20 protein-coding genes are annotated in these 25478 nt (G+C 43.7%); 16 read left to right on the plus strand and 4 right to left on the minus strand.

Annotated elements, in window-relative coordinates:
* Nucleotides 1–31: 31 nt before the first annotated feature.
* Complete coding sequence (locus C161_RS15035; RefSeq protein ID WP_036671137.1) at nt 32–376, minus strand: winged helix-turn-helix transcriptional regulator; 345 nt, start codon at nt 374–376, stop codon at nt 32–34.
* Between the two features lie 266 nt (nt 377–642).
* Here C161_RS15035 and C161_RS15040 point away from each other — a divergent pair, with 266 nt between their 5' ends.
* The 5 genes from C161_RS15040 (at nt 643) to C161_RS15060 (ending at nt 7132) form a co-directional block, all read left to right on the plus strand.
* Complete coding sequence (locus C161_RS15040; protein WP_036671139.1) at nt 643–1746, plus strand: Gfo/Idh/MocA family protein; 1104 nt, start codon at nt 643–645, stop codon at nt 1744–1746.
* Nucleotides 1747–1862: 116 nt separating this feature from the next.
* Complete coding sequence (locus tag C161_RS15045; protein ID WP_036671141.1) at nt 1863–3209, plus strand: NtaA/DmoA family FMN-dependent monooxygenase; 1347 nt, start codon at nt 1863–1865, stop codon at nt 3207–3209.
* Between the two features lie 14 nt (nt 3210–3223).
* Nucleotides 3224–3964, plus strand: a complete 741-nt coding sequence (gene nfsA, locus C161_RS15050) for an oxygen-insensitive NADPH nitroreductase (RefSeq protein WP_036671143.1) — start codon at nt 3224–3226, stop codon at nt 3962–3964.
* Nucleotides 3965–4102: 138 nt separating this feature from the next.
* Nucleotides 4103–4528 (plus strand): MarR family winged helix-turn-helix transcriptional regulator, encoded by a 426-nt coding sequence (locus tag C161_RS15055; RefSeq protein ID WP_036671145.1) that lies wholly within the window; start codon nt 4103–4105, stop codon nt 4526–4528.
* Nucleotides 4529–4813: 285 nt separating this feature from the next.
* Nucleotides 4814–7132: a glycoside hydrolase family 95 protein gene (locus tag C161_RS15060; RefSeq protein ID WP_036671146.1), complete on the plus strand. Its 2319-nt coding sequence runs from the start codon at nt 4814–4816 to the stop codon at nt 7130–7132.
* A 119-nt stretch (nt 7133–7251) separates the two neighbouring features.
* Here C161_RS15060 and C161_RS15065 read toward each other — a convergent pair whose 3' ends face one another.
* Nucleotides 7252–8103, minus strand: a complete 852-nt coding sequence (locus C161_RS15065; RefSeq protein ID WP_036671148.1) for an AraC family transcriptional regulator — start codon at nt 8101–8103, stop codon at nt 7252–7254.
* A 159-nt stretch (nt 8104–8262) separates the two neighbouring features.
* On the opposite strand from C161_RS15065, the gene C161_RS15070 reads away from it, so the two are divergent.
* The 9 genes from C161_RS15070 to C161_RS15110 all read left to right on the plus strand — a co-directional run bounded on the left by C161_RS15070 (nt 8263) and on the right by C161_RS15110 (nt 21093).
* Nucleotides 8263–10245 (plus strand): hypothetical protein, encoded by a 1983-nt coding sequence (locus C161_RS15070; RefSeq protein WP_036671150.1) that lies wholly within the window; start codon nt 8263–8265, stop codon nt 10243–10245.
* Between the two features lie 105 nt (nt 10246–10350).
* Nucleotides 10351–11937 carry a response regulator transcription factor gene (locus C161_RS15075; protein ID WP_036671151.1) on the plus strand — a complete coding sequence of 529 codons (1587 nt, stop codon included), beginning with the start codon at nt 10351–10353 and terminating at the stop codon, nt 11935–11937.
* On the plus strand, nt 11919–13655 hold the full coding sequence (locus tag C161_RS15080; RefSeq protein WP_036671153.1) for a sensor histidine kinase: 1737 nt from the start codon (nt 11919–11921) through the stop codon (nt 13653–13655). Before C161_RS15075 ends, C161_RS15080 begins: the two co-directional genes overlap by 19 nt.
* Nucleotides 13656–13776: 121 nt before the next feature.
* A complete protein-coding gene (locus C161_RS15085; protein ID WP_036671154.1) occupies nt 13777–15438 on the plus strand; it encodes an ABC transporter substrate-binding protein in 1662 nt (553 codons plus the stop codon).
* 42 nt (nt 15439–15480) lie between these two features.
* Nucleotides 15481–17157, plus strand: a complete 1677-nt coding sequence (locus C161_RS15090; RefSeq protein WP_036671156.1) for an ABC transporter substrate-binding protein — start codon at nt 15481–15483, stop codon at nt 17155–17157.
* A gap of 176 nt (nt 17158–17333) precedes the next feature.
* On the plus strand, nt 17334–18275 hold the full coding sequence (locus C161_RS15095; RefSeq protein ID WP_047844314.1) for an ABC transporter permease: 942 nt from the start codon (nt 17334–17336) through the stop codon (nt 18273–18275).
* 15 nt (nt 18276–18290) lie between these two features.
* Nucleotides 18291–19211: a carbohydrate ABC transporter permease gene (locus tag C161_RS15100; RefSeq protein WP_036615816.1), complete on the plus strand. Its 921-nt coding sequence runs from the start codon at nt 18291–18293 to the stop codon at nt 19209–19211.
* 98 nt (nt 19212–19309) lie between these two features.
* Nucleotides 19310–20479, plus strand: a complete 1170-nt coding sequence (locus C161_RS15105) for a glycoside hydrolase family 3 N-terminal domain-containing protein (RefSeq protein ID WP_036671160.1) — start codon at nt 19310–19312, stop codon at nt 20477–20479.
* Nucleotides 20476–21093: a hypothetical protein gene (locus tag C161_RS15110; protein WP_036671162.1), complete on the plus strand. Its 618-nt coding sequence runs from the start codon at nt 20476–20478 to the stop codon at nt 21091–21093. The genes C161_RS15105 and C161_RS15110 overlap by 4 nt, the downstream gene beginning before the upstream one ends.
* A 91-nt stretch (nt 21094–21184) precedes the next feature.
* Here C161_RS15110 and C161_RS15115 read toward each other — a convergent pair whose 3' ends face one another.
* Both C161_RS15115 and C161_RS15120 read right to left on the minus strand, forming a co-directional pair.
* On the minus strand, nt 21185–21829 hold the full coding sequence (locus C161_RS15115) for a TetR/AcrR family transcriptional regulator (RefSeq protein ID WP_036615814.1): 645 nt from the start codon (nt 21827–21829) through the stop codon (nt 21185–21187).
* Nucleotides 21822–23024: an MFS transporter gene (locus C161_RS15120; RefSeq protein ID WP_036671164.1), complete on the minus strand. Its 1203-nt coding sequence runs from the start codon at nt 23022–23024 to the stop codon at nt 21822–21824. The genes C161_RS15115 and C161_RS15120 overlap by 8 nt, the downstream gene beginning before the upstream one ends.
* A gap of 150 nt (nt 23025–23174) precedes the next feature.
* Here C161_RS15120 and C161_RS15125 point away from each other — a divergent pair, with 150 nt between their 5' ends.
* Both C161_RS15125 and C161_RS15130 read left to right on the plus strand, forming a co-directional pair.
* On the plus strand, nt 23175–23597 hold the full coding sequence (locus C161_RS15125) for a DUF3237 domain-containing protein (protein WP_036671166.1): 423 nt from the start codon (nt 23175–23177) through the stop codon (nt 23595–23597).
* A gap of 239 nt (nt 23598–23836) precedes the next feature.
* The gene (locus C161_RS15130; protein WP_036671168.1) at nt 23837–25417 is read left to right on the plus strand and encodes a histidine-type phosphatase; all 1581 of its coding nucleotides are present in this window, start codon (nt 23837–23839) and stop codon (nt 25415–25417) included.
* Nucleotides 25418–25478: the final 61 nt, after the last annotated feature.

Here is a 25478-nt window from a genome sequence, read left to right on the forward strand (position 1 = left end):
TGGGTTAAGCTATCCATTTCAAATAAGTTGCCTAGCCGTATTCTTTGCCGAAGTCCTCCATCTTTTCAAGGATCGGTAGTAACTTCATTCCCTTGTCTGTTAACGAATACTCAACTCGCGGAGGAACTTCCGGATATACATCACGTTGAATAACACCATCATTCTCCAACTCTTTAAGCTGCTTTGTGAGGGAGCCTTGAGACAAATCTCCAAGGAATTTTTTGATATCCGTATATCGCCGTGTTTCGTCTTTCAGGTACCATAAGATAAAATATTTCCAACGCCCAGAAAGGACATTCTGAGTAAAAGCAATGGCGTACAGGTCACTTTTTCCATCTATAAACTCTTGTTCAAAACCTTCGTTGCAAACTCTCATTCATATCACTCCTGATCCAAAGGTACATAAAGATGTACTATGTTCATTTAAATTGCCCTCTTTGCTAATAAAACAAATACACCTATGATTGTGTCAACACCAAAACAATTTTAGTTTACCTAAAGTATGAAAGAATAATTAATGTTATCTCGATTGAATAGTTAGCAAGCTAAATAAATATATCATAGAAATGAGTGACTGATAAGGGCTGGAGACAAACTGATATTCGATCATACTGTAAATTTTAACAAGGGAGATGTTTAACAATGAGTAAAAAAATTCGTACAGGTATCATAGGGGCATCCATTAATAACGGGTGGGCGAGTGGAACACATATTCCAGCTATTCAGCATTTGGATGAGTTCGAGCTTACAGCGGTTGGGACAAGTAATATGGTGAGTGCAAAGAAAAGCGCAGAAGCTTTCTATGCAGATCACGGCTTTGATAATATGGAGGAGTTGGCTCAGCATCCTGATGTGGATATGGTCGTTGTCAGTATTAATGTCAAGGAACATTATAACGCCGTTAAAGCCGTCGTGCCTGCTGGCAAACCAATTTATTGTGAATGGCCACTGGGGTCGAATACAGAGGAAGCGCTTGAAATGCAGGAATGGATAACGTCCGCACAACTGCCAAATGCGATTGGATTACAGGCTAGACAAGCCCCGGCCGTTCAATATGTTAAAGATTTATTGGCAGAAGGTTATGTCGGTAAAGTGTTGTCTGCCAACCTGAAGATCTCTATAGATGGCATGGGTGGCGTTGGTGACAAGTCGACTGCGTACTTGTATGACCGGAAAGTTGGAGGGAACTTGCTGACCATTGTAGGGGGCCATAATCTGGATGCTTTCACTTACATGCTTGGGGACTTTACAGAATTGTCTGCCACCACAGCTCAACAGTTTTCAGAAGTTGAATTGGTAGATATTCAGAAAGTCATCAAGAAAACAACGGATGATCAGATCATGATTACAGGGAAATTGGCTAATGGGGCAGCAGCCAGTGTTCATATTCAAGGTGGAGTCAAACATCAGACAGGACTCACACTTGAAATTTTCGGAGACAACGGCACGATTGTGCTGAGCGCCCCGGCATCCATTCAATTCGGATCACACCAATTACGCGGTGCAGGATCTACGGACAACGAGCTTCGTGAACTAACCATTCCCGATGCCTATTACTCGGCTCCACATTCTTTATATAACGACTCAGGAATTGTTCTGAACATGGCTCAGGCTTATCGTAAGTTTGCCAAAGATATTCAAGAAGGTACTACCTTAGCACCTAATTTCGCGGATGCGGTGAAACTTCATCAGTTACTGGATGCCGTCGAGAAATCAGCCCAGATCGGTGAACGTCAATATCTATAACCCTCACTCAACGGAACAAAATCTGATCCATCCATATACTTAGCATGCTAAATATATTCGCACTATTGAAAGTGCACACATATCTGTGCCTGTCCAGAACGAAGGAGAAAATCGTTATGAAAAAAAGAAGTGAAATGCAACTGGCATTACAGATGGTTTCGGGTTATGGAGCCGAATTTAGCGCATGGAGAATGCCTGGCACGGATCCTGCAGCTTACACCAATATGGATAGTTATGTAGAACGGGCTAAATTAGCTGAACAAGGAAAATTTCAAATGATTTTCATCGCTGACACTCCAGGATTATCCAATAATTTAGGCCCACAGACACCTATGTTTCCTATGGACCCCATGTTGGCACTGATGGCAGTAGCAAGAGAGACACAACACATCGGGCTTGTGGCTACCCTCTCTACAACATTTAATTATCCCTACAACATTGCACGTCAGTTCAAAGCACTGGATGTTATCAGTCATGGACGTGTGGGATGGAATGCAGTTACCACATCCGATCCCCTAGCGGCTGCTAATTTCGGTGCCAGGGTTGGAAATCGCCAAGAGCGCTATGACAAGGCGCATGAAAGCATACAAATTGTTCAGGCCTTGTGGGGGAGTTGGGAACCAGACGCTTGGACGTTAGATGTAGAAGGAGGGGAATTTGCTGATATGGACAAAATCCAGCCTATTAACCTTCAGGGTCAATATTATGCATCTCGTGGTCCTTTGCCCATTCCGCCCTCTGAGCAAGGGCAGCCAGTGATTTTCCAGGCAGGGGGAGGAGGTGAAGGATTAGAATTAGCTGGGAAATATGCTTCGGGAGTGTACGCCAATCCTTATGATATTACGTCTGCCCGTGAACACAGACAAGCCATAAGGCAAAGTGCTGCCCGTTTCGGTCGAAACCCCGATGATATCAAAATGTTTGCTGGTTTTATGTTTTCTCTGGCTTCAACGGAGGAAGAAGCTCTGGATCGTCGGAAACAGCTTATGAGTTTTAATCCCCAGGAAATCCCTAGCAGGGTAAGTTACCTCGGCTCCATGGTTGGTTTACCCTTATCGGTAAACTCCGTAGATATAGATCAACCTTTAGCGGCAGACTTGTTGAAAAATGCATATGCCAACCCCATGGACCCACGTTCTCCGAGAGCCTTAAAGTTATTAAAAAAAGGACTCTCTGTAAGGGATGTTCTCGCTCACGGGGTCATCAACTATCATCCGGTTGTTGCAGGCACCCCGACACAGGTTGCTGACTTCTTGGAAGAATGGTTTTTGGCTGAAGCATGTGACGGATTCTCAGTCGTGCCCGATGTATCTTTTGATGGCGTTGCAGATTTTGTGAATCAGGTAGTACCTATCTTGCAGGAACGCGGTTTGTTCCATAAGGAATATGAAGGAAAAACACTACGCGAGAATATGGGCGTTCCTTACGAATACGGATTGCAGGAACATGGAATCAACGAATAAAGGAGAGGTTTTTAATGAATAACACAATTGAATTGCTTCATAACCATACATCGTTTCGTTCTTACACATCTCAACCCCTAACTGAGGAACAAATAGATGCAATATTTCAGGCAGCAAATCAAACTTCATCGTTCAGTCTTCTGCAGGCGGTATCCATTATACGCATCACAGATCCAGTACTTCGAAAAAAACTCAGACATCTGTGTGTCGATCAACCCTATATTGAAGAAGCGGCCGAATTCTGGATCTTCTGTGCAGATTTCAACCGAAATCATGAAATCGCTCCGGATGTGGATATTGAATATATTGAATTTCTGTTGATTGGTTCATTCGATGCTGGCCTGATGGCACAAAATGCGTTAACCGCGGCTGAATCGCTGGGACTTGGCGGAGTGTTCATTGGTGCGGTCAGAGCTAATATTAGCGAACTATCTGACGCATTGAATTTACCTAAATATGTTATCCCTCTGGTGGGGTTATGTATCGGTAATCCAGCTGGAGATAAGCCGGAACTGAAACCTCGACTCCCTCAATCCATGGTATTGCTTGATAATCAATACCAACCAATGGATCAAGAGAAATTAGCAATCTATGATGAGACCATGCTGAAGTACTATGAAAATCGTCCGACGAGAGCCCCTTTCACCGTAAAAAAAGTAAAAGGATGGAGTGACCATATTCAGGATCACCTCGAGAGAAGTATCCAACCGCAAATGATGGCCTATTTGAACAAGCAAGGTTTTGCCAAAAAATAAGGACTAAACCAATCTTTCGGGTGAAACTTGGATAGGAAAAGGCCCTTAAAGACGACACTAAGGTGAATTGACACCTGTATATCTCCATGATACATTTAGTCTGCTAAATATATTTCGGATGTTAGGGAGGGATCGTTCATGACAGATACAGTAGATTGTGAAATTCGACAGTCTTTAGATCGAATTTCCTCCCAAATGCGACGAAATTATAGTGAATCTCTTCGGGAACTTAATCTCTATGTAGGACAAGATAATTTGTTGTATCGGCTGTGGTTGGGTGATGGGGTAACCCAGATGCAACTAAGTGAACATATGAAATGCGAACCACCAACGGTTACAAACATGGTCAAATCACTGGAACAGAACGGATTTATATATCGCAAACGTGATGTACAGGATGCAAGGATCATGCGTATCTTTCTAACCGATAAGGGCAAAGAATTAGAAAAACCGGTTGAGCATAAATGGAGAGAGCAACAAGAGAAACTACTTCAATCCATTTCTTCGGAAGATCGGCTGATATTGAGACAATTCATGCAACAAATGGAGCGAAATATTTTATAACTTATGCCAAGATTAACGTAATCTAAATAAATGAACGAAACAGAGCCGCTATTATAGCGGCTTTTTTTATTGCCAATAGCTATATTTTCTTGCCCGGAACAAGAATTTGTACTGTCAGTTTCGGAATTCACGATTACATCTTTAATGCTGGGATAAGATTGTGATAATTCAAGTTAATTTTGTTCATTTAGATGCTTAAGAGATTACAGTACACTGAAAGAACATACAAACGGAACACACTAAACATGAAAATATGAGGAATTATAATTCGTTGGAGGTTTTAACGTGAAGACCAAAAATATCTGGTTTAATCAACCTGCTGGAACATGGGAAGAGGCATTACCTATCGGAAATGGAACTCTTGGAGGCATGATTTTTGGAAAAACACAGATCGAGAGAATTCAGCTTAATGAAGATAGTCTGTGGTATGGTGGTCCGATGCAGCGGAATAATCCTCAAGCACTTGAATCTTTATCTCAGATCAGAAGCCTGATTTTTGACGGTAAGATTAGGGAAGCAGAAGAACTCGCAGCAGATACTCTGGTAGGTGTTCCTGACGGGCAAAGGCATTATGAGCCATTAGGGGACTTCTATATCGCTATGGATCACAGTGAACATGAACCAAATGGATATCAAAGACATCTCGATCTGGAACAAGGCAAGGTAAACGTGAATTATACCGCAGATCAATCCATTTACAGCCGAGAATATTTTGCTAGCTACCCGGATCAAGTGCTCGTTGTTCATCTCAAATCTAGCGTGCCTGGAAAGTTATCTTTCTCCACTGTTTTTGGCAGGGGAACCGTTCTGGAATCAACATCCTATTCAGATATTCTTAAGCATCCTGTTGGTTTCCAATCCTATCTGGACCGGATTGAGAGGCGTGGAACGAATAACTTGATCATCCGGGGAAGAAGTGGGGGAGAAGAAGGAATCCGATTTTGTTGTGCGATTCGCCTTATATCTGAAGGGGGGCAGGTTCATTATTCAAGCGGTCAGCTTTCTCTGAAGAATGGTAATTCAGCGACTATTCTAATCACGGCTTGCACGGATTTCCGAGTACACAAGGAACAACTCGAAGTGGAGTGCCTCCGCAGGATTGATGCTGCTTCCGCAAAACCATATAGCGAACTGCTCGCTGATCATGTCTCGGACTATCAATCCTTATTCGGAAAGATGGATATACATCTCGAAGATGAAAATAAAGATGTGATATGTTCCGAACTTCCAATCGATCAGCGCCTTAAGCGGCTTAGAGCTGGTCAGCATGATCCGGAACTACTGAGTCTATACTTTCAATTTGGTCGCTATCTGCTTATCTCAAGCAGTCGTCCAGGTTCTTTACCGGCAAACCTTCAAGGGATATGGAATAAAGACATGCTTCCTGTATGGGATAGCAAATATACGATTAATATTAATACACAGATGAACTACTGGCCTGCAGAAAGCTGCAATCTGTCTGAATGTCACGTTCCATTGTTTGATTTTATAGATCGACTGCAAGTCCGGGGAAAGGAAACCGCTAGAACCATGTATGGATGCAAAGGGTTCGTTGCTCATCACAATTCGGATATCTGGGCAGACGCTGCTCCGCAGGATGTATGCATGACATCGACGTTTTGGACTATGGGAGGAGCATGGCTTTCATTACATCTATGGGACCACTACGAATACAATAAGGATGTTCAATTTCTCAAAAAAGTTTACGCCACGATGAAAGATGCGGCTATGTTTATTCTGGATTATCTAATAGAGGATCCTACCGGCAATTGGGTGATATGTCCTTCGTCCTCACCGGAAAATCGCTATATATTAGATAATGGAGAGTCGGGGGCTTTATGTTTTGGTGCTTCAATGGACAATCAGATTATTAGAGAAATCTTCACGCGTTGCATTGAAAGTACCCGAATATTGCAAGAGGATCAGGAATTTGGAGAATTACTCCGTGGTGCTTTAACCAAAATACCGGAGACCTCCATTGGCAAACATGGCCAGATCCAAGAGTGGAGTAACGATTATGATGAATTGGAACCTGGTCACAGACATATTTCCCATTTATTCGCTTTGCATCCTGGAACGCAAATTACGTTGCAATCAACACCTGACCTGGCCAAGGCAGCTCGTGTAACACTCGACAGAAGACTGGAACACGGTGGTGGACACACAGGATGGAGCCGGGCGTGGATTCTCAACATGTGGGCACGATTAGAGGAGTCGGAACTTGCACACGATAACATCGTGGAACTTCTACGTTCCTCCACGTTACCCAATATGTTTTGTGACCATCCTCCATTTCAAATTGATGGGAACTTTGGAGGTACTGCAGGGATAGCAGAGATGCTTCTTCAGAGTCATAACGAAGTAATCAGATTGTTACCTGCTTTGCCATCAGCTTGGCCAAAAGGATATATTCGTGGTATTCGGGCTCGTGGCGGATTTGAAATAGATCTGGAATGGAATAATGGTCGTCTATTCAATACCAGAATTCGCTCTATTGCAGAATCAAGAGTAACCGTATCCTATCTGGACCAAAAGATAGAATTAACCTTTCCTGGCCCCAATTCAATAATTGAACTAAGAGGATACGACTGGAATAACAAATAAGAACTTACTGATTACCTGAGCGAATGCCGGCTGACAAAACTGCCGGTCTTCGCTCTTTTTTTTGGCTGAGATAATATAAGATATAGGCAAGAGTTGGCGTGTTTTGCTTAATGCAATGTTTAAAGAAGACTTCCATATTTAACAAATTTACCAGGTGAAGTGCCTACCTGCTTGGTGAAGCTGCGAATAAAATTGGCATAATCTCCAAAACCGGATTGATAACAGGCCTCTGTAATACTTAAACCTTCGATTAAATAAGATTTCGACAGCTCTATACGGCGACTAAGAATGTATGCTCGAATCGTGAGTCCGGTATGCTTTTTAAATTGTCGACTAATATAGCTGCTATTCGTGAACATAGCCTCTGACAATTGTTCGAGCGTCAGTTGCCTCGTCAGATTACATTCAATGTAATCCATCGTGTTTCGAACTAGTTCAGGCATAATATCCGTTGCAACAAAATCCGTATTTTGAAAAGTTAGATTCGTTAGAAGGAGTAACTGAGTAATCAAAATATTCCTCAGAATATCCGCTCCATAGTCACTTGATGAGAGACACTGTTCAAGCTCGCCAGCTAATTGTAGCACTCGTTGAAGTTCGTCCTCTTCAAGATGTACGATATTACCCTTACCCTTGGGACGGTAGTCGAAACATGCGGATAAGTTGGTGCTTGAAGTAGACAAGCGGTTCAGATATGACTTTTTCAGATTAATGGTAATTCTCTCATATTCGTTTTTGTCCAAGGCAAAGGAACGGTGCATCTCCTCCGGGTTAAGAACGAGCAGATCTCCACGTTGCAAATGGTAACAACGGTTCTCAATATAGAAGTTTACATTGCCACGAAGAAATAAGTAGAGTTCGTATGCATTATGTCGATGATAAAACGTTCCCATATTATACGTGGTGGTGCGATGAAGGTACAACAGCTCATTCTGGATTGGATCAAACAGGTATTCTGAAGTCTCATTCATATCAGATATATGACCTCCTTGTCGTTTCGCGCAATAAATATAGCCGTTTGTGCAATGAAATTGCAGACGTGAACCTATAAAATGTAACCATCCTAGCATGATGGATACATAATTGCAAGCGTTTCCACTCAGGTGTGTACAACGCGATTGGAGGAAAAGATGGATCTGATTTTCACGGCACGAAGTAAAGTGCAGGACACCGTAGAATACACGGCACTGGACAAGCATGCTCTCAAAGCTAGCGTAAAAGTAATAAGCGGAAACGGCAGTGCAGAAGCTCCATGGCAAGCCGACATTCAGATTTACAACGAGGGACAGAATGCCTGGGCAGGGGTTATTCATGTGGAAATGCCGTTGGACAAACAGAATCCGAGGTTTTTTTTACCTGCATTTATGTATGGCCGCAACCGGGGCGAAGCACCTCAGAATGTTCCAAATGAGTTCCCCAGGCTAAGGGAGGGCAGTCCTTCTCGTCCTTCATCACCCTGGTGGATGGTCCGAAGTGATCGTCTGTCTCATCCGGCTGCACTTATCTATGATGAAGGTCGGATTGTTGGTCTAAGCGCAAGTCCCTACTGGATCAATACAGGAAACCAGAAGCAGCAATGGTATCCAGGAATGGAAGGAAACTTTGTGCAATATGGGGGATTCACATGTTCTATTAAAAAGGGTACGGTCGGATATACGTTGGGATATGAGAATGCTCCGTTGTTATTTATCAAATCCAGACTTGTCCATGAGCGAGCTGCCCTTGGAGAAAACTGTTTTGAACTTGCGGCAGGTGAATCGATTGGGCTCACACTTGAACTATATAACTACGAGTCTGAATCAGAACTGGGCATCAATCCAGCACTGGAAACAATCTATAAGAGGTATCACGAAAAACCAAGAGAAGGAAGTGACACTCAGACAACGGTAACGGATTTGTCCAATGCCATCTATGAGTATGCCTGGCTTCCGGAGGATCGTCATTACTCTACATTTGTATATGAAGATGCTGCTGAAACCGGTGGCTACCGATACAACAAAATTATCTCAATCAGTTGGACAAATGGTATGACCATCGCTGCACCAATGCTTATGGCCGCACTGCGCCTGAATAATGAGCCCATGCGACAGCAGGCGTTATCCTGCATTACCAATATTATCGAGAATGCCATGAATCCCGAATCCGGACTTCCGTATGACGCTTATCAGGATGGGATATGGAGTGTTAAAGGCTGGTGGTTTGACGGCATGCGTACCCCAGGACATTCCTCATACCTTGTAGCTCAAGCGATGTTCTACATTCTGAAAAGCTACGATTATGAGAAGCGCATTCGAAATGTGAGACACGATGATTGGCTTGCTTACGTCAAACCAATACTTGAGCGTCTGGAGTGCACGAAAAATACGGATGGAGAATATCCCACCATTTTGTCAGAGCGGACCGGAGCAGGTCTTGAATATGATGCCTTTAGTGGGGGCTGGTGTCTTGCTGCCAAGGCATATTACTGTTGGTTAACCCATGATGAATCTTCTCTGGAAGAGCTTAGACGCAGTGAAGCCCACTATTACAACACCTATGTCCAACACATGGAATGTTACGGCGCTCCGCTGGATGCGGACAAGGCAGTTGATTCGGAAGGTATTTTGGCTTACATCAAAGCTGTTCGGTTTCTGCACGCGTTGACCGGTGACGAGCTGTATCTAGATCACATGAGAGATGCGATCAGTTATGAATTCAGCTTCAAATTTTGTTACAACTCACCTATTAAGATTCCGCCGCTCAGTACATTAGGCTGGTCCAGTTCCGGGGGAAGTGTTACTTCAGTAGCTAATCCACATATTCACCCCATGTCCAGCAATCTGGTGGATGAGCTGTTGTATTATGTTGGACAACGGGAAGACATTTATATTCGCCAACGTATGATGGATACCATCGGGTGGGGGTGTCAGACCTATAATCGCTATGATCAAGAATTCGGCTATGGCAAAAAAGGATGGATGTCTGAACGCTTCTGTCATTCGGAAGGATTGGTCACTGAAAAATATGCGGATGGTACGCCAGCCAGCACCTGGTTTTGCCTGATGCCATGGGCCAGTGGATCGATCATTGAAGGCCTCGTTGGCGACTATTGGGATTATGCACGACATGAATGAATGTATTATGCAATAACTACAACAGTCACCATATTAGATTCATTCCGCCGATAGGGAGAGACGCTACCGGCGGTTTATTTTCGTTGGAGGAAAGGGGACACACGGATGTTAAAAGTATTACTGGTAGATGACGAGATGTATGTACGAAAAGGGCTGTATGAACTCATTAATTGGATGGATCTTAACATGGAGATTATCGGAGAGGCAGAGAACGGTGCAGAGGCATTAAATCTGATTGAAAGCCTGCAACCAGACGTGATTATAACAGATATCCGCATGCCAATCCTGGATGGACTGGAACTGATACGTGCCGTAGAGAAAATGCCACATCTGGAACCTGTGTTCATTATCATCAGTGGTTATCATGACTTCAAATATGCACAGCAGGCAATCAGGTACGGTGTTCATGACTATATCCTGAAGCCTATTGATGATGAAGAACTGACGGCGACGTTGCAGAAGTCAGCTAATCTGATTTGCAATAAAAGAAAACATATTCTTTTGGCTGAGGGACAGGCCAGTAACATCATGCTGGAGGATGTGATCAAAGGCCATGTACAGAAGGAGGATGAACATCGATATGCCGAGATGCTTGGGATCAATCGTAACTCCAGTCTGCTCATGACTTTGATTGAACTTCAGACCGGATTAGATGCAATTAAAATTACCATTGAACAGCTACGTGAAGCAGTACATTCTCTGGAGAGTAATTTATGCAAAATGTTCATCAGTGAGCAACAACGCGGCACGTTTGCTTTATTACTGTTGTGGCCTGATCATCATCAAGGGGGTCCGGCGTTGCAGGATAAACTGCATAATATTCATATAACACTGAGCAAAAGGTTTAACCTGGATATCGGTCTTTACGCAGGAACACTTGTCAAAGAAATTGGTGATGTCCCACAATCCCTTATGGCGGCTGAAGAAGCAGCCAAGCATAAATATGCTGAAACTGGTGGTGTCGTACGTTATACGGAGATCAAGGACAAACGGCTGTTTGTTTTTAATGTATACCAAGACGAGGTGGATCAATTAATTCTGAGCCTGGAAGAGGGGAATAGGTCAGCTTATCACGAGATTGTAGAAGAGAAATTCAAATTGTTTCATATGAATCGATTTTCTTCTCAGGCTGTATCAGGTTCTCTTTTGCGTTATATAACGGGTATTCTCGCTGTGGTCCACGAAATGGGTGGTAATGATGAAGGGTTGCAACAACTGAAGGAGCTGGCACAACAAAGTCATGAAGGTTGGAATTTACGACTATTGAAAGATGCTTTTCTCATCGCGTTGGAGGAAGCCGAGGATTATGTCTCTCATCTGCGGATGGAGCGATCCAAAGGTGATATCAGCAAGATCAAACGATATATTGATGCAAATTATACCGAGAACATCAATCTCAAAAGCATTGCTGCGCTCTTCTACATGAACCCCGTTTATCTTGGGCGATTATTCCGCAAAAGTTACAATCAATACTTTAATGACTATCTGCTCAACCTGCGGATTCATGAAGCGAAGAAGTTATTGCGCCAGACGGATCTGAGAATGTACGAGGTTGCTGCACGTGTAGGATTTCAGAATGCGGATTATTTTGTAACTCAGTTTGAGAAATTGGTTAAGTTATCACCTACAGAGTATCGCAATCTCCTTATGGGAAATGAGCAGCGAGGTGCACAATGCCAAGATGGAATCTGAATTACATGAAGCTTCGAGATAAGCTACTGCTTATGTATGTCTTATCTGTGTTTATTCCCATCGTTGTTACCAATGTGGTGTTCTACAATGTCACATCTGCCAATATTCGCAGTCAGAAAACTCGTGATGCCGGCATGGCACTGAACAATCTGAAGAATGACCTGCGGGTAACCATTGATCAGGGCGTCGGCCTCTCTTATTCGTTATATACTGACCCTGTATTCAACGACACCATCTCCCGTTCATTTCAAAGTCATTTTGAGTACATTGACGCTTATAATTCCTATCTAAAAGGGCAATTCTCCGGGCAAATGAATCAGGGGATTCGCTGGTATCAAGTGTATACCGATAATTCTACCATTTTATCTTCCGGTTATATTGATCGTTTAACTGACGATGTCCGCAACTCGGACTGGTACGTTCAATTTCAGGCATACTCCGCCCCTTATCCGGCATTGATCTCATCGGATCAGATGTTAAGTCTGGTTCAAAGGCTCGACAATCTGGACACTGGGGGGAGAGAGCAGTTACTTAAAATTGACCTGAATATGGATATGATCAAGCAGTATTTCCACAACAGCGGATTTGATGGAAAAGTGTATCTTCTTGATCCGGGAGGACACATCCAATTTTCAAATGATCCTACAGCAGAAGCTCAGATAGGGAAACGTTACAGCGAGATCCAGTTTCCAAACAAAATGATTCCCTTTGAGATTACGTATACAGGTATTAACTATCTGGAAGGGTGGTCCCTGCATGGAGTGATGGATGAAGAAATTGTGTTGAAGGAGGTGCGGAAGTCCCGTTCCTTCGTCGTATGGCTGGCTTGCATTAATTTTGTCCTGCCTTCTATTATCATCGCGGCTATGTCCAGATCCATCCATGTCAGGCTGGTGCGTATTCTAAAACATATGAAAAAAGTAAAAACACAGAATTTCCAGACGATTCCGCCTGAAGATGCAAGAGATGAAATAGGTCAACTCACGATGGAATTTAATCGAATGACCGAGACGATCCATAACCTGATTCATGAGGTATATCTCGCCGACATCCAAAAGAAAGACCTGGAGTTGAAGCAGCAGGAAGCACAACTTCATGCGCTCCATAGTCAGATCAACCCACATTTTTTGTTTAATACCCTGGAGTCGGTACGTATGCGGAGCCTCATCAAAGGCGAGAAAGAGACTGCCAAAATCGTGCATAACATGGCCAAGATGTTTCGCAAGTCGATTAGTTGGAATCAGAATGATGTGACAGTGAAGGAAGAATTGGAACTCATCGAGAGTTTTTTGCAAATTCAGAAATACCGCTTTGGAGAAAAACTCCAATATACCATTGAGGCAGATCCTGCGGTACTGATGTACCGAATCCCCAAGATGGTTATCCTTCCCTTTGTTGAGAATGCAAGTATTCATGGAATTGAGTCATCTCCGGGAGTAGGCATCATTCAACTCTTCGTTTCAATGGAAAATGACCAGCTCCATATCAGACTAACGGATAACGGTATAGGGATGTCACAAGCAAAATTAGAAGAGTTGTTAAGTTACCTGGATCAAAACACCGATATGGGAGAGCATGTTGGCATGAAAAATGCGTATAGTCGCTTAAAACTTTGTTATAAAAATCACTTTACATTCGATATCCAGACATGGGAAGGAGAAGGTACGCGTATCCAAATTAAGCTTCCACTTGATCCATCAGCCATGCCAGGCGACTAAATACGAGGGATATACTTTTCTAAGTAGGAGGTACACTTTCATGGGTAACCTTGAAAGCGCTATCTTGATATATTGAGAAGGCTTAAAGACACAAACAATACTTTAAGGGGGCATTTGCTACATGTTTAGAAAAAAAAACATGATAACAGGTCTGGCCATTTTACTGGCTGTAACCCTGGCAGGTTGTAATAAAGCCAGCCCGGAAGCCTCTTATCCTGACAGTAATGACAACACCCCGGTCACCTTTAAATATTTCACGTTTGGCGGTGGCAAGAAGGACATTCTGGCAAGCAACACGACCATTGGCAAGAAGCTACAGGAACAAACAGGCGTTGACTGGAAGATGGAATATCTGGTCGGTGACGGTGCAACCAAGGCAGGTGTAATGATTGCGAGTGGGGATTACCCCGACATCATCGACTCCAGTGGTGAAATGGCCAAATTGATGGATGCAGGTTCTTTTATCCCGCTGGATGAACTGATCGATCAATACGGGCCTAACATCAAGCGGGTATACGGGTCTTATATGGACAAATTCAGACAGGAGGATGGAAAGATATACTTCTTGCCATACACTGCCAACATCGGTTATGTGTCAGAGCCTAATTTTCAGACCGGCTTTTATATTCAGCGTGCTGTGTTAAAAGAGTTTAACTATCCCAAGATCAAAACGCTGGACGAATATTTTGACTTGATTGAGCAATACAAGCAAAAGCATCCGCAGATCGATGGAAAAGAAACTATCGGCTTCGCCACACTTGCTGGTGAATCGGGCAGCTTTTTCACACTGCTAAATCCGGCTATGCATCTGGCAGGTTATCCAAACGATGGCAGTGTGATGGTGGATATGCAGAGTCATGAAGCCAAACTGGTAGCCGGATCTGATTATCAGAAACAATGGATTCAGAAGCTGAACGAGGTTAACGCACAGGGGATGTTTGATCCAGAATCCTTCACAATGAACCAGGATCAGTATCTCGCCAAGTTGACGTCCGGTCGGGTGCTGGGATATTTCAGTTACTCCTGGCAAGTTGGAGATGCAACGAACAACCTCAAGAAGGCTGGTATTGACGATAAACGATACGTATCTCTCCCGATCGTATTTGATGACAGTGTCAAAGACCAGTATGTGGACCCGCCAGGTTTTGTGAACAACTACGGTGTCGGAATTACCGTAAATGCTAAAGATCCCGTGCGAATTATTAAATATTTTGATAATTTGCTCAAGGAAGAAAACCAGATTCTGGTTCAATGGGGTGTTGAGAACGAGACGTATAGTGTGAATGATGAGGGTCGCTTTTTCTTTGAAAATGATGACCAACGCAAGGCACATGAAGATCCAGAATTAAGTCGTAAATACGGCTTTGACTATTTTAATTACAGCTGGCCTCGTTACGGGAATAACTCCGTGCTGGAGGATGGTAACGCCTATGGACCGGGCAACCAACCAGAAGTGGCTACCTTTAGTTACACGGACGGTGACAAGCTGTTGTTAGAGAAATATGGTGTGGAGACATTCACAGAACTATTCAGCACACCGGATGAGCGTCCTTGGTCTCCTGCTTGGTCTATTGCACTGGAGCAGGGCTCTCCTGAACAGATTTTTATCACCAAGGCAGAAGACCTCCAGAAGAAATATTTACCCAAAATGATTATGGATTCGCCTTCCACTTTCGAGAACACATGGAATGAATATATGAGTCAATTGAATCAACTCGACAAGAAAACATACGAAGCTACGATAACACAGGCAGTTAAGGATCGTGTAGCTGGCAAATGGTGAGTGTAATCCACGAGAGAAAACACGGAACGGGGGAATATTCACATGTTAAAACCAAAATTTAGAACAGCGGGTTTAGCTGTATTACTAACAGCTTTGCTGGCTGGGTGCAGTCAAAACAGTTCGTCATCAGCGCCTTCAGCCACAGGTGATGATGAGAACAGTCCAGTCACGTTCTCGTATTACATGTTCTCTCCAGGCAAGAAGGATGTTCTGGCAAGCGAAACAACAATCGGTAAAGCGTTGCAAGAGCAGACGGGTGTGGACTGGAAGATGGAATATCTGGTAGGTGATAGTGCTACAAAAGCCGGTGTCATGATTGCCAGTGGAGACTATCCTGATGTCATTAGCTCCAGTGGTGAGATGTCCAAGTTACTGGATGCAGGTGCCTATATTCCGCTGGATGATCTGATTGAGGAATACGGTCCTAATATCAAAAGGGTGTATGGACCATATTTCGATAAAATGAAAAATGCCGAAGACGGTAAAATCTATGCCCTGCCTTATACGGCTAATCAGGGTGAGTATTCAGGTAGTCCAAATGTGGGCGGAGGAGCTTTCTGGATTCAACGATCTGTACTCAAAGAGTTTGATTATCCCAAGATCACTACACTGGATGAATATTTTGATCTAATTCAGGATTATAAGGAAAAACATCCAACTGTCGACGGTGCAGAGACGATCGGATTTGTGTCACTTGCGGGTGTGGCTAATAACTTCTTCACACTGCAAAATCCAGCGATGCATCTTGCCGGTTATCCGAACGATGGCAGTGTCATGGTCGACATGACTACCCATGAGGCAAAAGTTGTCGCCGGAACAGATGCCCAGAAAAAATGGATTCAGAAGTTGAATGAAATCAATGCTCAAGGCATGCTTGATCCGGAATCCTTTACGATGAACAAAGACCAGTACTTGGCCAAGCTGACTTCGGGTCGTGTGTTAGGATACTTCAATTATGGCTGGCAGATTGGGGATGCATCGAAAAACTTGCTCTCTGCAGGCATTGATGAGAAGCGCTACGCTCCACTTCCGATTGTGTTTGATGAAGGAATCAAGGATCAGTATGTGGATCCTCCCGGCTTTGTCAACAACTATGCAACAGGTATCTCGGTGAATGCCAAAGACCCTGTTCGTATCATCAAATATTTTGATAATTTGCTGAAGGAAGAGAATCAGGTTCTGGTGCAATGGGGAATCAAGGATGAGACGTACAGTGTGGATGAAAAGGGCCGATTCTATTATGCAAATGAAGATCAACGCAAGGCTCATGATGATCTGGAGCTCAGCCGTAAATTCGGGTTCACCTACTTTGGGACAGACTGGCCGAAATATGGCGGTGAATCTACACTAACCGATGGTAACGCTTATAGCCCTGGCAACCAGCCGGAAGTGGCCGCTGCATCTTACACCGAGGGAGATAAGAAATTCCTTGAAGCCTACGGTATCCAAACCTTTAGTGAATTGTTTAACAAACCGGAAGAGCGGCCTTGGTTCCCGGCATGGTCCATCGCATTGGAGCAAGGATCACCTGAACAGATCTTCACGACCAAATCGGATGATCTGCAACGTAAATACTTACCGGAAATGATCTTGGGAGCACCATCGAATTTTGATAAGCTGTGGGATGCCTACATGGCTGAATTGAACAAATTGGATAAAGCTGGTTATGAAGCGACCATTACCAAAGTTGTGAAGGATCGTGTAGCAGGAAAATGGTAATACGAACACTTTAAGTGCGTGTTCAAAAGCGGACTTTTGAACAACCTCTTTAAAACAAACTGTTACATGCGCAGGAGAAGACGAAAGAGCATAAACTCCGGCTTCTCCTCGCATGAATAACAGCACAGGAAAGGAGCAGGTTCACCGTGGAGAAACCTAATGTCTCCCTTAACTCGATGCCTCCGGCCTCGAGTCCGAAGGGAACCAGAGCACACTCGTTCTTTAAGCGACTTGTGCAGCAACGAACGCTTGCCTGGATGTGTATTCCTTTTGTCATCTGGGCTTTTATCTTCAAGTACCTGCCGTTATGGGGATGGACCATGGCTTTTCAGAATTTCAAACCGGCAAGGTCCTTCTCGGATCAGCAATGGGTAGGTTGGCAACATTTTAGTACGTTATTTGAAGACAATACCTTCTACCGGGTGCTGCGAAATACACTCGTTATGAGTTCCATTAAACTGGTGTTGGGATTTGTGACAGCAATTACGCTGGCTCTCTTGTTGAATGAGCTGAAAAATGTCATATTTAAACGTTTTGTGCAAACCGTCAGTTATCTGCCTCACTTTATCTCGTGGGTTGTTGCTTCCAGCATTGTATTAACAGTCCTGTCACCAGACGGAATTATCAATCTGCTGCTGATGAAGCTTCACCTGATTGACAGTCCGGTACTATGGATGGGGAAAGGAGAATACTTCTGGGGTATTCTGGGGGCAACTGAGGTCTGGAAAGATGTCGGTTGGAACACCATTATCTATCTGGCAGCAATTACGGCAATTGATCCGGCGCAATATGAGGCTGCCGAGATTGATGGAGCCAGTCGCTTCAAACGGATGTTATATATCACCCTGCCTGGCTTGAAACCGGTTATTGTGATCTTGTTGATCATGAACATGGGAAGTATTCTTGAATCCGGATTCGAACCGCAATATCTGCTGGGTAACGGGATGAATATGGACTATTCGGAGAATCTGGACATCTTTGTACTCAAATATGGATTAGGGATGGGGAACTTTTCCTTAGGTACAGCAGCTGGCATATTCAAAACGGTGGTCAGCTTCATCTTCCTTTTCTCAGCGAACTATATAGCGAAAAAAATGGGAGAGAGCAGACTATTCTAAAAGGAGGCCTATGCCATGCGTAAAGGAAACACATCCCGCTTGCGGAATAGCAGCACCGGGGATCGAGCGTTTGACACTTTTAACATCATCTTCATGGTATGTCTGATGATTGTGACGATCTATCCCTTTGTTAATATGATTGCCGTATCTTTCAATAATGCAAATGATGCCATTCGGGGTGGAATATATCTATGGCCTCGTGTATGGACACTGGACAACTACAAATACATTTTTGGCGAATCCGATATTTATCACGCAACTCTGATCTCGGCGCTGCGTACGATCATTGGAACCGTGGTGTCCGTCTTCTGTACAGCCATGCTCGCGTATACGGTTAGTCGTCAGGAATTTGTGCTTCGCAAGTTTGTTACGATGTTTTTTGTATTCACCATGTACTTCAGCGGGGGGTTGATCCCCGGTTATCTGCTGATTCGAGACCTTGGATTGATCGGTTCCTTCTGGGTATATATCATTCCGGGTGTAATCGGTGTCTTCAATATGATCGTCATCCGTTCATTTATTGAGGGTCTTCCTGAAGGCATTCTGGAGTCAGCCCGTATTGACGGGGCAGGGGAGTTCACGACATTTATCCGCGTTGTCCTGCCGCTAACGATTCCCGCAATGGCAACCGTATCACTCTTTGTAGCTGTGGGACAATGGAATTCCTGGTTCGATGTATTCCTGTACAACTCTTCCAATAAAGAATTAAGCACATTGCAATATGAGTTGATGAAGATTCTACAAACTTCAACGACCTCAGCGACTTCATCAGCAAGTGATGCTTATCAGTCTGCCGAAAGCAATGCAACGGCGGTCACACCAACCTCGATTCGAGCGACCATGACCATTATTGCAAGTGTTCCTATTCTGATGGTGTATCCGTTCTTACAGAAATACTTTGTCCAGGGTATGACGATTGGCGGTGTAAAGGGTTAGTCATGACCTGAATATAATTTCATTGAACTTATGAAAACGCAACAAACTATACCGTAGTAACGTCTATTCATCCATAGAATACAACAGGAGTGAAACAAATGCATGTAAAATGGATGACGATTATTGGTGCCGTTGTTGGCTCTATGCTTATAGGGGTGGGAACGGCAGCTGCGGAAGAAACGTTTGTTGATCTAAAGTATTCAAAGTGGGCAGAGGATGGCATCACGTATATGGCGAAACGGGGAACAGTAGCCGGATACGGCAATGGGATCTTCAAGCCAGAGGCACTTGTGACAAGGGCACAAGCTGTCACTTTTATGGTGCGCGAGCTCTATTCAGATCAGCTTCAAAGAGCAGTGGAAGGCACAACTTATTCCGATGTTCCAACTACACATCCTTTCCATCGAGAAATCATGATAGCTGCTAAAAATGGACTTGCAAGTGGTTTTCCTAACGGAACTTTCCGTCCGGACGCACCACTTAGCCGCGCAGAGACTGCGGCCTTCCTTACACGGGCATATTCACTCGCGGAAGGTAAGAAGCCCGCAGCATGGACAGATACGGACAGGCATTGGGCAGCAGCACCCATTCTTATTATGAGTTCAAACGGCTTGGTCGGCGGTTATTCAGATGCCACCTTCCGTCCGAATCAAGCTGTCACGCGTGCTGAATATGCCGTATTTATGGCGAGAGTCATTCGCTTCGAACGTGAAGCGGCCATTCGGACACAAGATTGGGACAAACTGATATCCTATATGACGGTAAGCGAGCAAGTTGGTCAGATGCTTATGCCCGACATTAGGCAATGGAATGGTAAAGCGACAACGACCGTTAATGAGGGGCTGAAACGCACGATCCATGATCAGGACTTGGGCGGACTTATTCTTTTTGACAAAAATATTGTAGACGTGACGCAGCTTACAACGTTCACACATGATATACAAAGAGAAGCAGGTGACATTCCTCTATTTCTTAGCATCGACCAAGAAGGAGGCGTTATTAAACGAATACCAGGAGGTACGAACCTTCCCGGTCAGATGGCGCTTGGCGCAACTGGAGATGCAACACTAGCCGAAGCAGCTGGTCAGCTGACAGGAGAGGAGCTGAAGGCACTGGGATTGCAGATTAATTTTGCGCCAGTGCTGGACATCAACAGCAATCCAGATAACCCCATCATTGGTATACGGTCGTTTGGCTCGGAGGCGGATTTGGTGACACGGCTTGGTCTGGCAACAATAAAAGGGCTACAGCCATACATGCATCTGTGAAACGAATCTTGGAGATGAAAGCGAAATATGGTTTATTTGAACGCAGTCAAACTCTTGCGCAAAAGCTAACTCAGCTTAACGGTATCATCGGATCGAAGGCGCACCGAGCAGTGGAGCAGACAATCGCAGAGCGAGCGGTCACTGTACTCAGCAGTCGCGAAGGTGTGCTTCCTGATCCAATGAAGCAAGGCGACCGGGTTGTTATTGTCGCAGCCGAGCAGGAACAGGCGAAACAGCTTGAAAAGCAACTGTTGCAAGCCGCTAACAACCTGTCGTTAAAGACTGAAATATCACTTGTTGGTCAAGGCAACATGAATGAAACACTTCAGGCGATTAGCAAAGCCAATTATGTGATTCTTGCTTCTTACCAATTCCGCAATGTGGCCAGCCAGTTCGGGTGGAGTGATTATCAAACCTTGATTAATGCGATGAACGAGAGTAATCAGCGATACACGGTGTTCTCACTCGGTAACCCATACGAGATGATCTATTTGCAAAACGTGCGCTCAGGAATTGCTGTGTATGGAAAGCAGGAGCCAAATACGTCTGCCGGGATCAAAGTATTGCTTGGTCAACTAAAAGCTGGAGGACAGTTGCCCGTGTTAACGGATTAACGCTTAATTAATGAAGAAAAAAACGGATTCCAGCATACGGAATCCGTTTTTTATTTCAAACTTTTGTTTTATCGATCCATGTACCATGCCATCACTCGGGTATTTCTTCGCTACAAACAAAATGAAGCAGCATCTTCACAAATTGCTCCGTCATCCGCATATCCAATGAATTATCATGAGCACCACGAATAGTTACCATGCGCTGGAGCATGCCCATCATCGTTGTGAAGATAAACTGAGCCAGATCCAGCGGAGGGGACGGATTCTTAATACTGCCGTCAACAACACCTTGGGATAAAGCGTCCATCAGGAAATGATTTTCTTTCCCGTTCTGGTTGAACTTATCATACTCTTCTCTTAATTCAGGGCTAAAATCATACATCTCATAGTTGATATCAAACAATTGAATAAACCGGATGTAGTCTGGATGATTCTCGGCATAAACAACCCATGCATTCAACATAACCGTGAGTTGTTCCCGCCCGTTTAAGTCCTTCGTTGAAGCACGGCTAACCTCATCCGTTAAATGTTCGATCAGTTGCATCTGAATGGCTAGAAGAAGTTCATCCATTGACTGGAAATGTTTATAAAAGGTCACTCTACTAAGTTCAGCTTTCGTACATACATCCTTAATCTTCACCTGGAGCAATCCATATTTCAAAAAAAGCTCCTTACCTGCTGCAATCAAATCATCACGATGTTTATTTCCCAATTGTTGATGCCAGTTTTCATTCACTTGTATACAATTGTCCTTTCTTCGAACGAAATGCGTTTAAGGTCAGTCCGAGAGAAGCGAGTAGCATAATTGCACCAAAAATATACGGGAAGTTTATGTTTTTGTCAAACAATAGTCCTGCGATCAGCGGCCCAATCACCGTGCCGAGACTGGAAAATGTAGTATTCAGACCCGATGCATAACCTTGCCGATCTCCTGCATTTTTGGATATTAACGTGCTGACCGAAGGTCGTAAAAACGAATTAAAGGCAAAGAATAACGCAGAAGCGAACAACAGAAACACAAGGTTGACCTTAATTAACATTAACAATAAAGCTATGGGTGTGATTATTAAGGAGAGACGGATCAACTTAACTTCACCTATTCTCTGTACGAACCAATCCAAAAGCCAGATCTGCACAACGATACCGATAATCGCGCCCAAAGTAATAATGATGGAGATTGTTGCAGCGTCGAACCCGTATTTTTGCTCTGCGAAAAGCGCGAATACTGTCTCATAACTCATGAGACCAAAGGTCATGACAAGCAACACAATCAAGTATTTGAAATAGGGGACTTTAAAAGAACTCCAGATTTTCTTGCCCAAGTGATCTCCTTTTTGAAGACGGATGGAGACCGTTCTTTTCTCGGGGGGAAGTGTCTCAGGCAATAGCAGCGTCATCAGGGCCGCAATCAGTCCCAGACCCGCTGCGAAGAAATAGGGCATGCGAATGCCCATCTCGGCGATGAGACCGCCCAGACCAGGTCCGAGAACCATTCCCAAGTTCATAGCTGCGCCGAAATAGCCCATGCCTTTTGCACGTGTCTCTGGCGTTGTAATATCGGCGACATATGCGAGGTTGGCAGGAACCATTAAACCGAGACTGATTCCACCGATAAACCGTGCGACATAGAGGAACGGCAATGACGTCGACAGCGCAAATATGATATCTGAAATGACAGACAGAAACATACCTGCGATGATCAACTTTTTGCGTCCAAATCGATCAGACAGTTGTCCCCCGAGAGGGGAAAAGAAGAATTGAGCGGCACCGAAGGCTGCAACTAAAAATCCTGCTACTGTGCCTCCCGCATGAAAAAGCTTCAAATACTCCGGCAATATGGGGATAAGCATCCCTTGCCCCAATAAAGCGATAAACAGATTTAACATCAGAATGAACAGTGGAAAGCGAACTGATTTTGGTAATGTACTCATGTACGTCATTAACTCCTTCGTTTACAATATGTTAACCTTTACATTGTGTAAACCATTTTAAATGATTTGAAGGAAATATGTAAATCTTTTTTTTAGTGAAGCAGTCTAATGAGTAGAGTTATAATTGTCCATATATGGAGGTGAGAATACGTGAAATTAGAGGAATTGTTTACGGTACATGTGAACATTGAGAAATCATTTGATTTGCAAAATAGCGAAGATGATTCGGTTGTTATGATTACTTTTACAGGCAGCGTAACCGGAAAGTACTTTGAGGGAATTGTGCTGGGTGGAGGAGTGGATACGCAGATCATCGGGAAGAATGGTGGTCCGCATACTCTATCGGCAAGATACATGCTCCAAGGAACCGACAACTCAGGGCATTCATGCAAAATTTATATCGAAAATAACGGAAATATTGATAAAACGCTGAAAACTGCTTTATTTCGTACTTCCCCCAAAATGATTACAGACAGCAAAGCCTTATCCTTCTTGAACTGTGAGACACTTATTGGAGAAGGTCATCCGACGGAGTCAGGGATAGATATAAAAATATATAGAAAACCGCTGTGATGCGGGGCAAATAGCAATTATCTTTTTATTGTATGGCAGAGAAGATAGCTTTTTATAATGAAAAGTCAGAGTCGCTAAGGAGCGGCTCTTTTTGTCGTATGAGACTTTACGTCAATATTTATATGTACTCTTTTACAATTAATTAACATAGGATGGATACGGCGCAGACACTTCACACCTATAGTATGATGAGCGAAAATAAACCAATATCAGGCGGAATAAGGAGAAAACTATTCATTATGATGATCAAAAAAATCGGGATTTCAGTAGCATCACTCGCCATCTTAACGTCTGTAAGTGTATTTTACGCATATGGTGCAGGCTCCAAACGCATGATCGAAGTGTCCGAACAATCGGCTAATGTGGTTGTGAACGGTCAAAGGGTGGAAGGCGAATCATTTCTCTACAATGGGGTTACTTATGTACCTGCAAGAGCGATTGGTGAAGCCTTAGGGCAAGAGGTAGACTGGGATAACAACACCCAATCGGTGTTTGTTGGACAGAAAATGAGCGATCAGCAGGGGTACCGCGGTACCAAAACGCCATATCCTTTTAAGGAAACAAGTTATACAAAAGCTCCTAGTGGATATGAACCCATATTTATTAACTACATAGGGAGACATGGTTCCAGACATCTATCCAGTTCCAAGTACGACAAGACGTTATTTGAACTGCTCGACATCGCTGAAAAGGACGGGCAGATCACTAATCTGGGCAAAGAGCTGAAGAAGGAAATTGGCAATCTGATGAAGGTTGAAAAAGATCATTATGGATTGTTATCCACTACGGGTGGAGAAGAACTGAAAGGAATAGGGGCCAGAGTTGGGCAGAATTTCAAAGAACTTTTTACATCGGATAAAAAAGTGATTGCACAAGCAACCTTCAAAGATCGAACGCCGCAGAGCAGAGATCAGTTTATTGACGGGTTAAAGGAAAGCTTGGGAGATAACAAGGTAGACATTCTGGCTTCAGCTTTTGAAGAAGGGAAAGACCCCTATCTACGGCCCTACGACCTAGCGACAAAGTATAATGAGTACGTAGAAGATGGAGACTGGGTTAAGTTATACGAGGATTATGTCACACAGAGCACTGGAACGCTTTATGCAAAAGAGGTTCTTCTGCAATTTTTCTCTGATGACTTCTATCAACGGCTGAACGCTGGAGAGTTTGAACTGAAAGATGAGAAGGGAAAAGTGAAGCTCAGCAACCCAACCGAGGCTGCTTCTAATTTATACGAACTCTACATCATATCTTCGAATATTAAAGGAGAAGGTGACTTCGAATTCGGGCGGTATTTCACGGCTAATCAGTTAAGATGGTACGAGAGCATTGACAATATCAATGACTTTTATGAAAAAGGTCCATCTTTAACGTCAACGGATCTGCCGAAAAATATCATTTCACCTCTGGTCAAAGAGTTGATCGTGTCTACCGAACAGTCCATTCAGCAAAAAGACACGGCTGGTATATTTCGTTTTGCTCACGCAGAAACAATTATTCCACTATCTTCATTCCTGGATATCGCCGGAGCTAATGTGAGTATCGACAAACCGCAGGACGTAACCCAAAACTGGAATGGCTCGGTTATCTCACCAATGGGAGCAAATATCCAATGGATTCTGTATTCCAATGGTAAGGATGTTCTCGTGAAAATGCTTAGAAATGAAGAAGAGATCGCCTTCCCGATCGAAACAAAGACCTATCCGTACTATAAGTGGGAAGATGTGAAGACATATTACCAAAACAAACTGCAGAAGGTAGGGGTAAGCTTGGACAGCAGTTTGGAAGACAATATCGAGCTTTTACAGAAGAAATTCTAGTTGGTGAACGATATGCATTTTATATGAAAATAAAGACGAAGATGAAGAAAGCAACTCCTTT

Origin of the sequence: Paenibacillus sp. FSL R5-192, from assembly GCF_000517845.1 — a bacterium.
GTDB lineage: Bacteria > Bacillota > Bacilli > Paenibacillales > Paenibacillaceae > Paenibacillus > Paenibacillus amylolyticus.

What these genes read in the sequence shown, in the direction of transcription:
- C161_RS15035 (WP_036671137.1), bottom strand. Translation starts at nt 376, where the DNA reads ATGAGAGTTTGCAACGAAGGTTTTGAACAAGAGTTTATAGATGGAAAA.
- C161_RS15065 (WP_036671148.1), bottom strand. Translation starts at nt 8,103, where the DNA reads ATGAATGAGACTTCAGAATACCTGTTTGATCCAATCCAGAATGAGCTG.
- C161_RS15040 (WP_036671139.1), top strand. Translation starts at nt 643, where the DNA reads ATGAGTAAAAAAATTCGTACAGGTATCATAGGGGCATCCATTAATAAC.
- C161_RS15045 (WP_036671141.1), top strand. Translation starts at nt 1,863, where the DNA reads ATGAAAAAAAGAAGTGAAATGCAACTGGCATTACAGATGGTTTCGGGT.
- C161_RS15055 (WP_036671145.1), top strand. Translation starts at nt 4,103, where the DNA reads ATGACAGATACAGTAGATTGTGAAATTCGACAGTCTTTAGATCGAATT.
- C161_RS15120 (WP_036671164.1), bottom strand. Translation starts at nt 23,024, where the DNA reads ATGAGTACATTACCAAAATCAGTTCGCTTTCCACTGTTCATTCTGATG.
- nfsA (WP_036671143.1), top strand. Translation starts at nt 3,224, where the DNA reads ATGAATAACACAATTGAATTGCTTCATAACCATACATCGTTTCGTTCT.
- C161_RS15080 (WP_036671153.1), top strand. Translation starts at nt 11,919, where the DNA reads ATGCCAAGATGGAATCTGAATTACATGAAGCTTCGAGATAAGCTACTG.
- C161_RS15105 (WP_036671160.1), top strand. Translation starts at nt 19,310, where the DNA reads ATGCATGTAAAATGGATGACGATTATTGGTGCCGTTGTTGGCTCTATG.
- C161_RS15095 (WP_047844314.1), top strand. Translation starts at nt 17,334, where the DNA reads ATGCCTCCGGCCTCGAGTCCGAAGGGAACCAGAGCACACTCGTTCTTT.
- C161_RS15130 (WP_036671168.1), top strand. Translation starts at nt 23,837, where the DNA reads ATGATGATCAAAAAAATCGGGATTTCAGTAGCATCACTCGCCATCTTA.
- C161_RS15090 (WP_036671156.1), top strand. Translation starts at nt 15,481, where the DNA reads ATGTTAAAACCAAAATTTAGAACAGCGGGTTTAGCTGTATTACTAACA.
- C161_RS15085 (WP_036671154.1), top strand. Translation starts at nt 13,777, where the DNA reads ATGTTTAGAAAAAAAAACATGATAACAGGTCTGGCCATTTTACTGGCT.
- C161_RS15070 (WP_036671150.1), top strand. Translation starts at nt 8,263, where the DNA reads ATGGATCTGATTTTCACGGCACGAAGTAAAGTGCAGGACACCGTAGAA.
- C161_RS15075 (WP_036671151.1), top strand. Translation starts at nt 10,351, where the DNA reads ATGTTAAAAGTATTACTGGTAGATGACGAGATGTATGTACGAAAAGGG.
- C161_RS15100 (WP_036615816.1), top strand. Translation starts at nt 18,291, where the DNA reads ATGCGTAAAGGAAACACATCCCGCTTGCGGAATAGCAGCACCGGGGAT.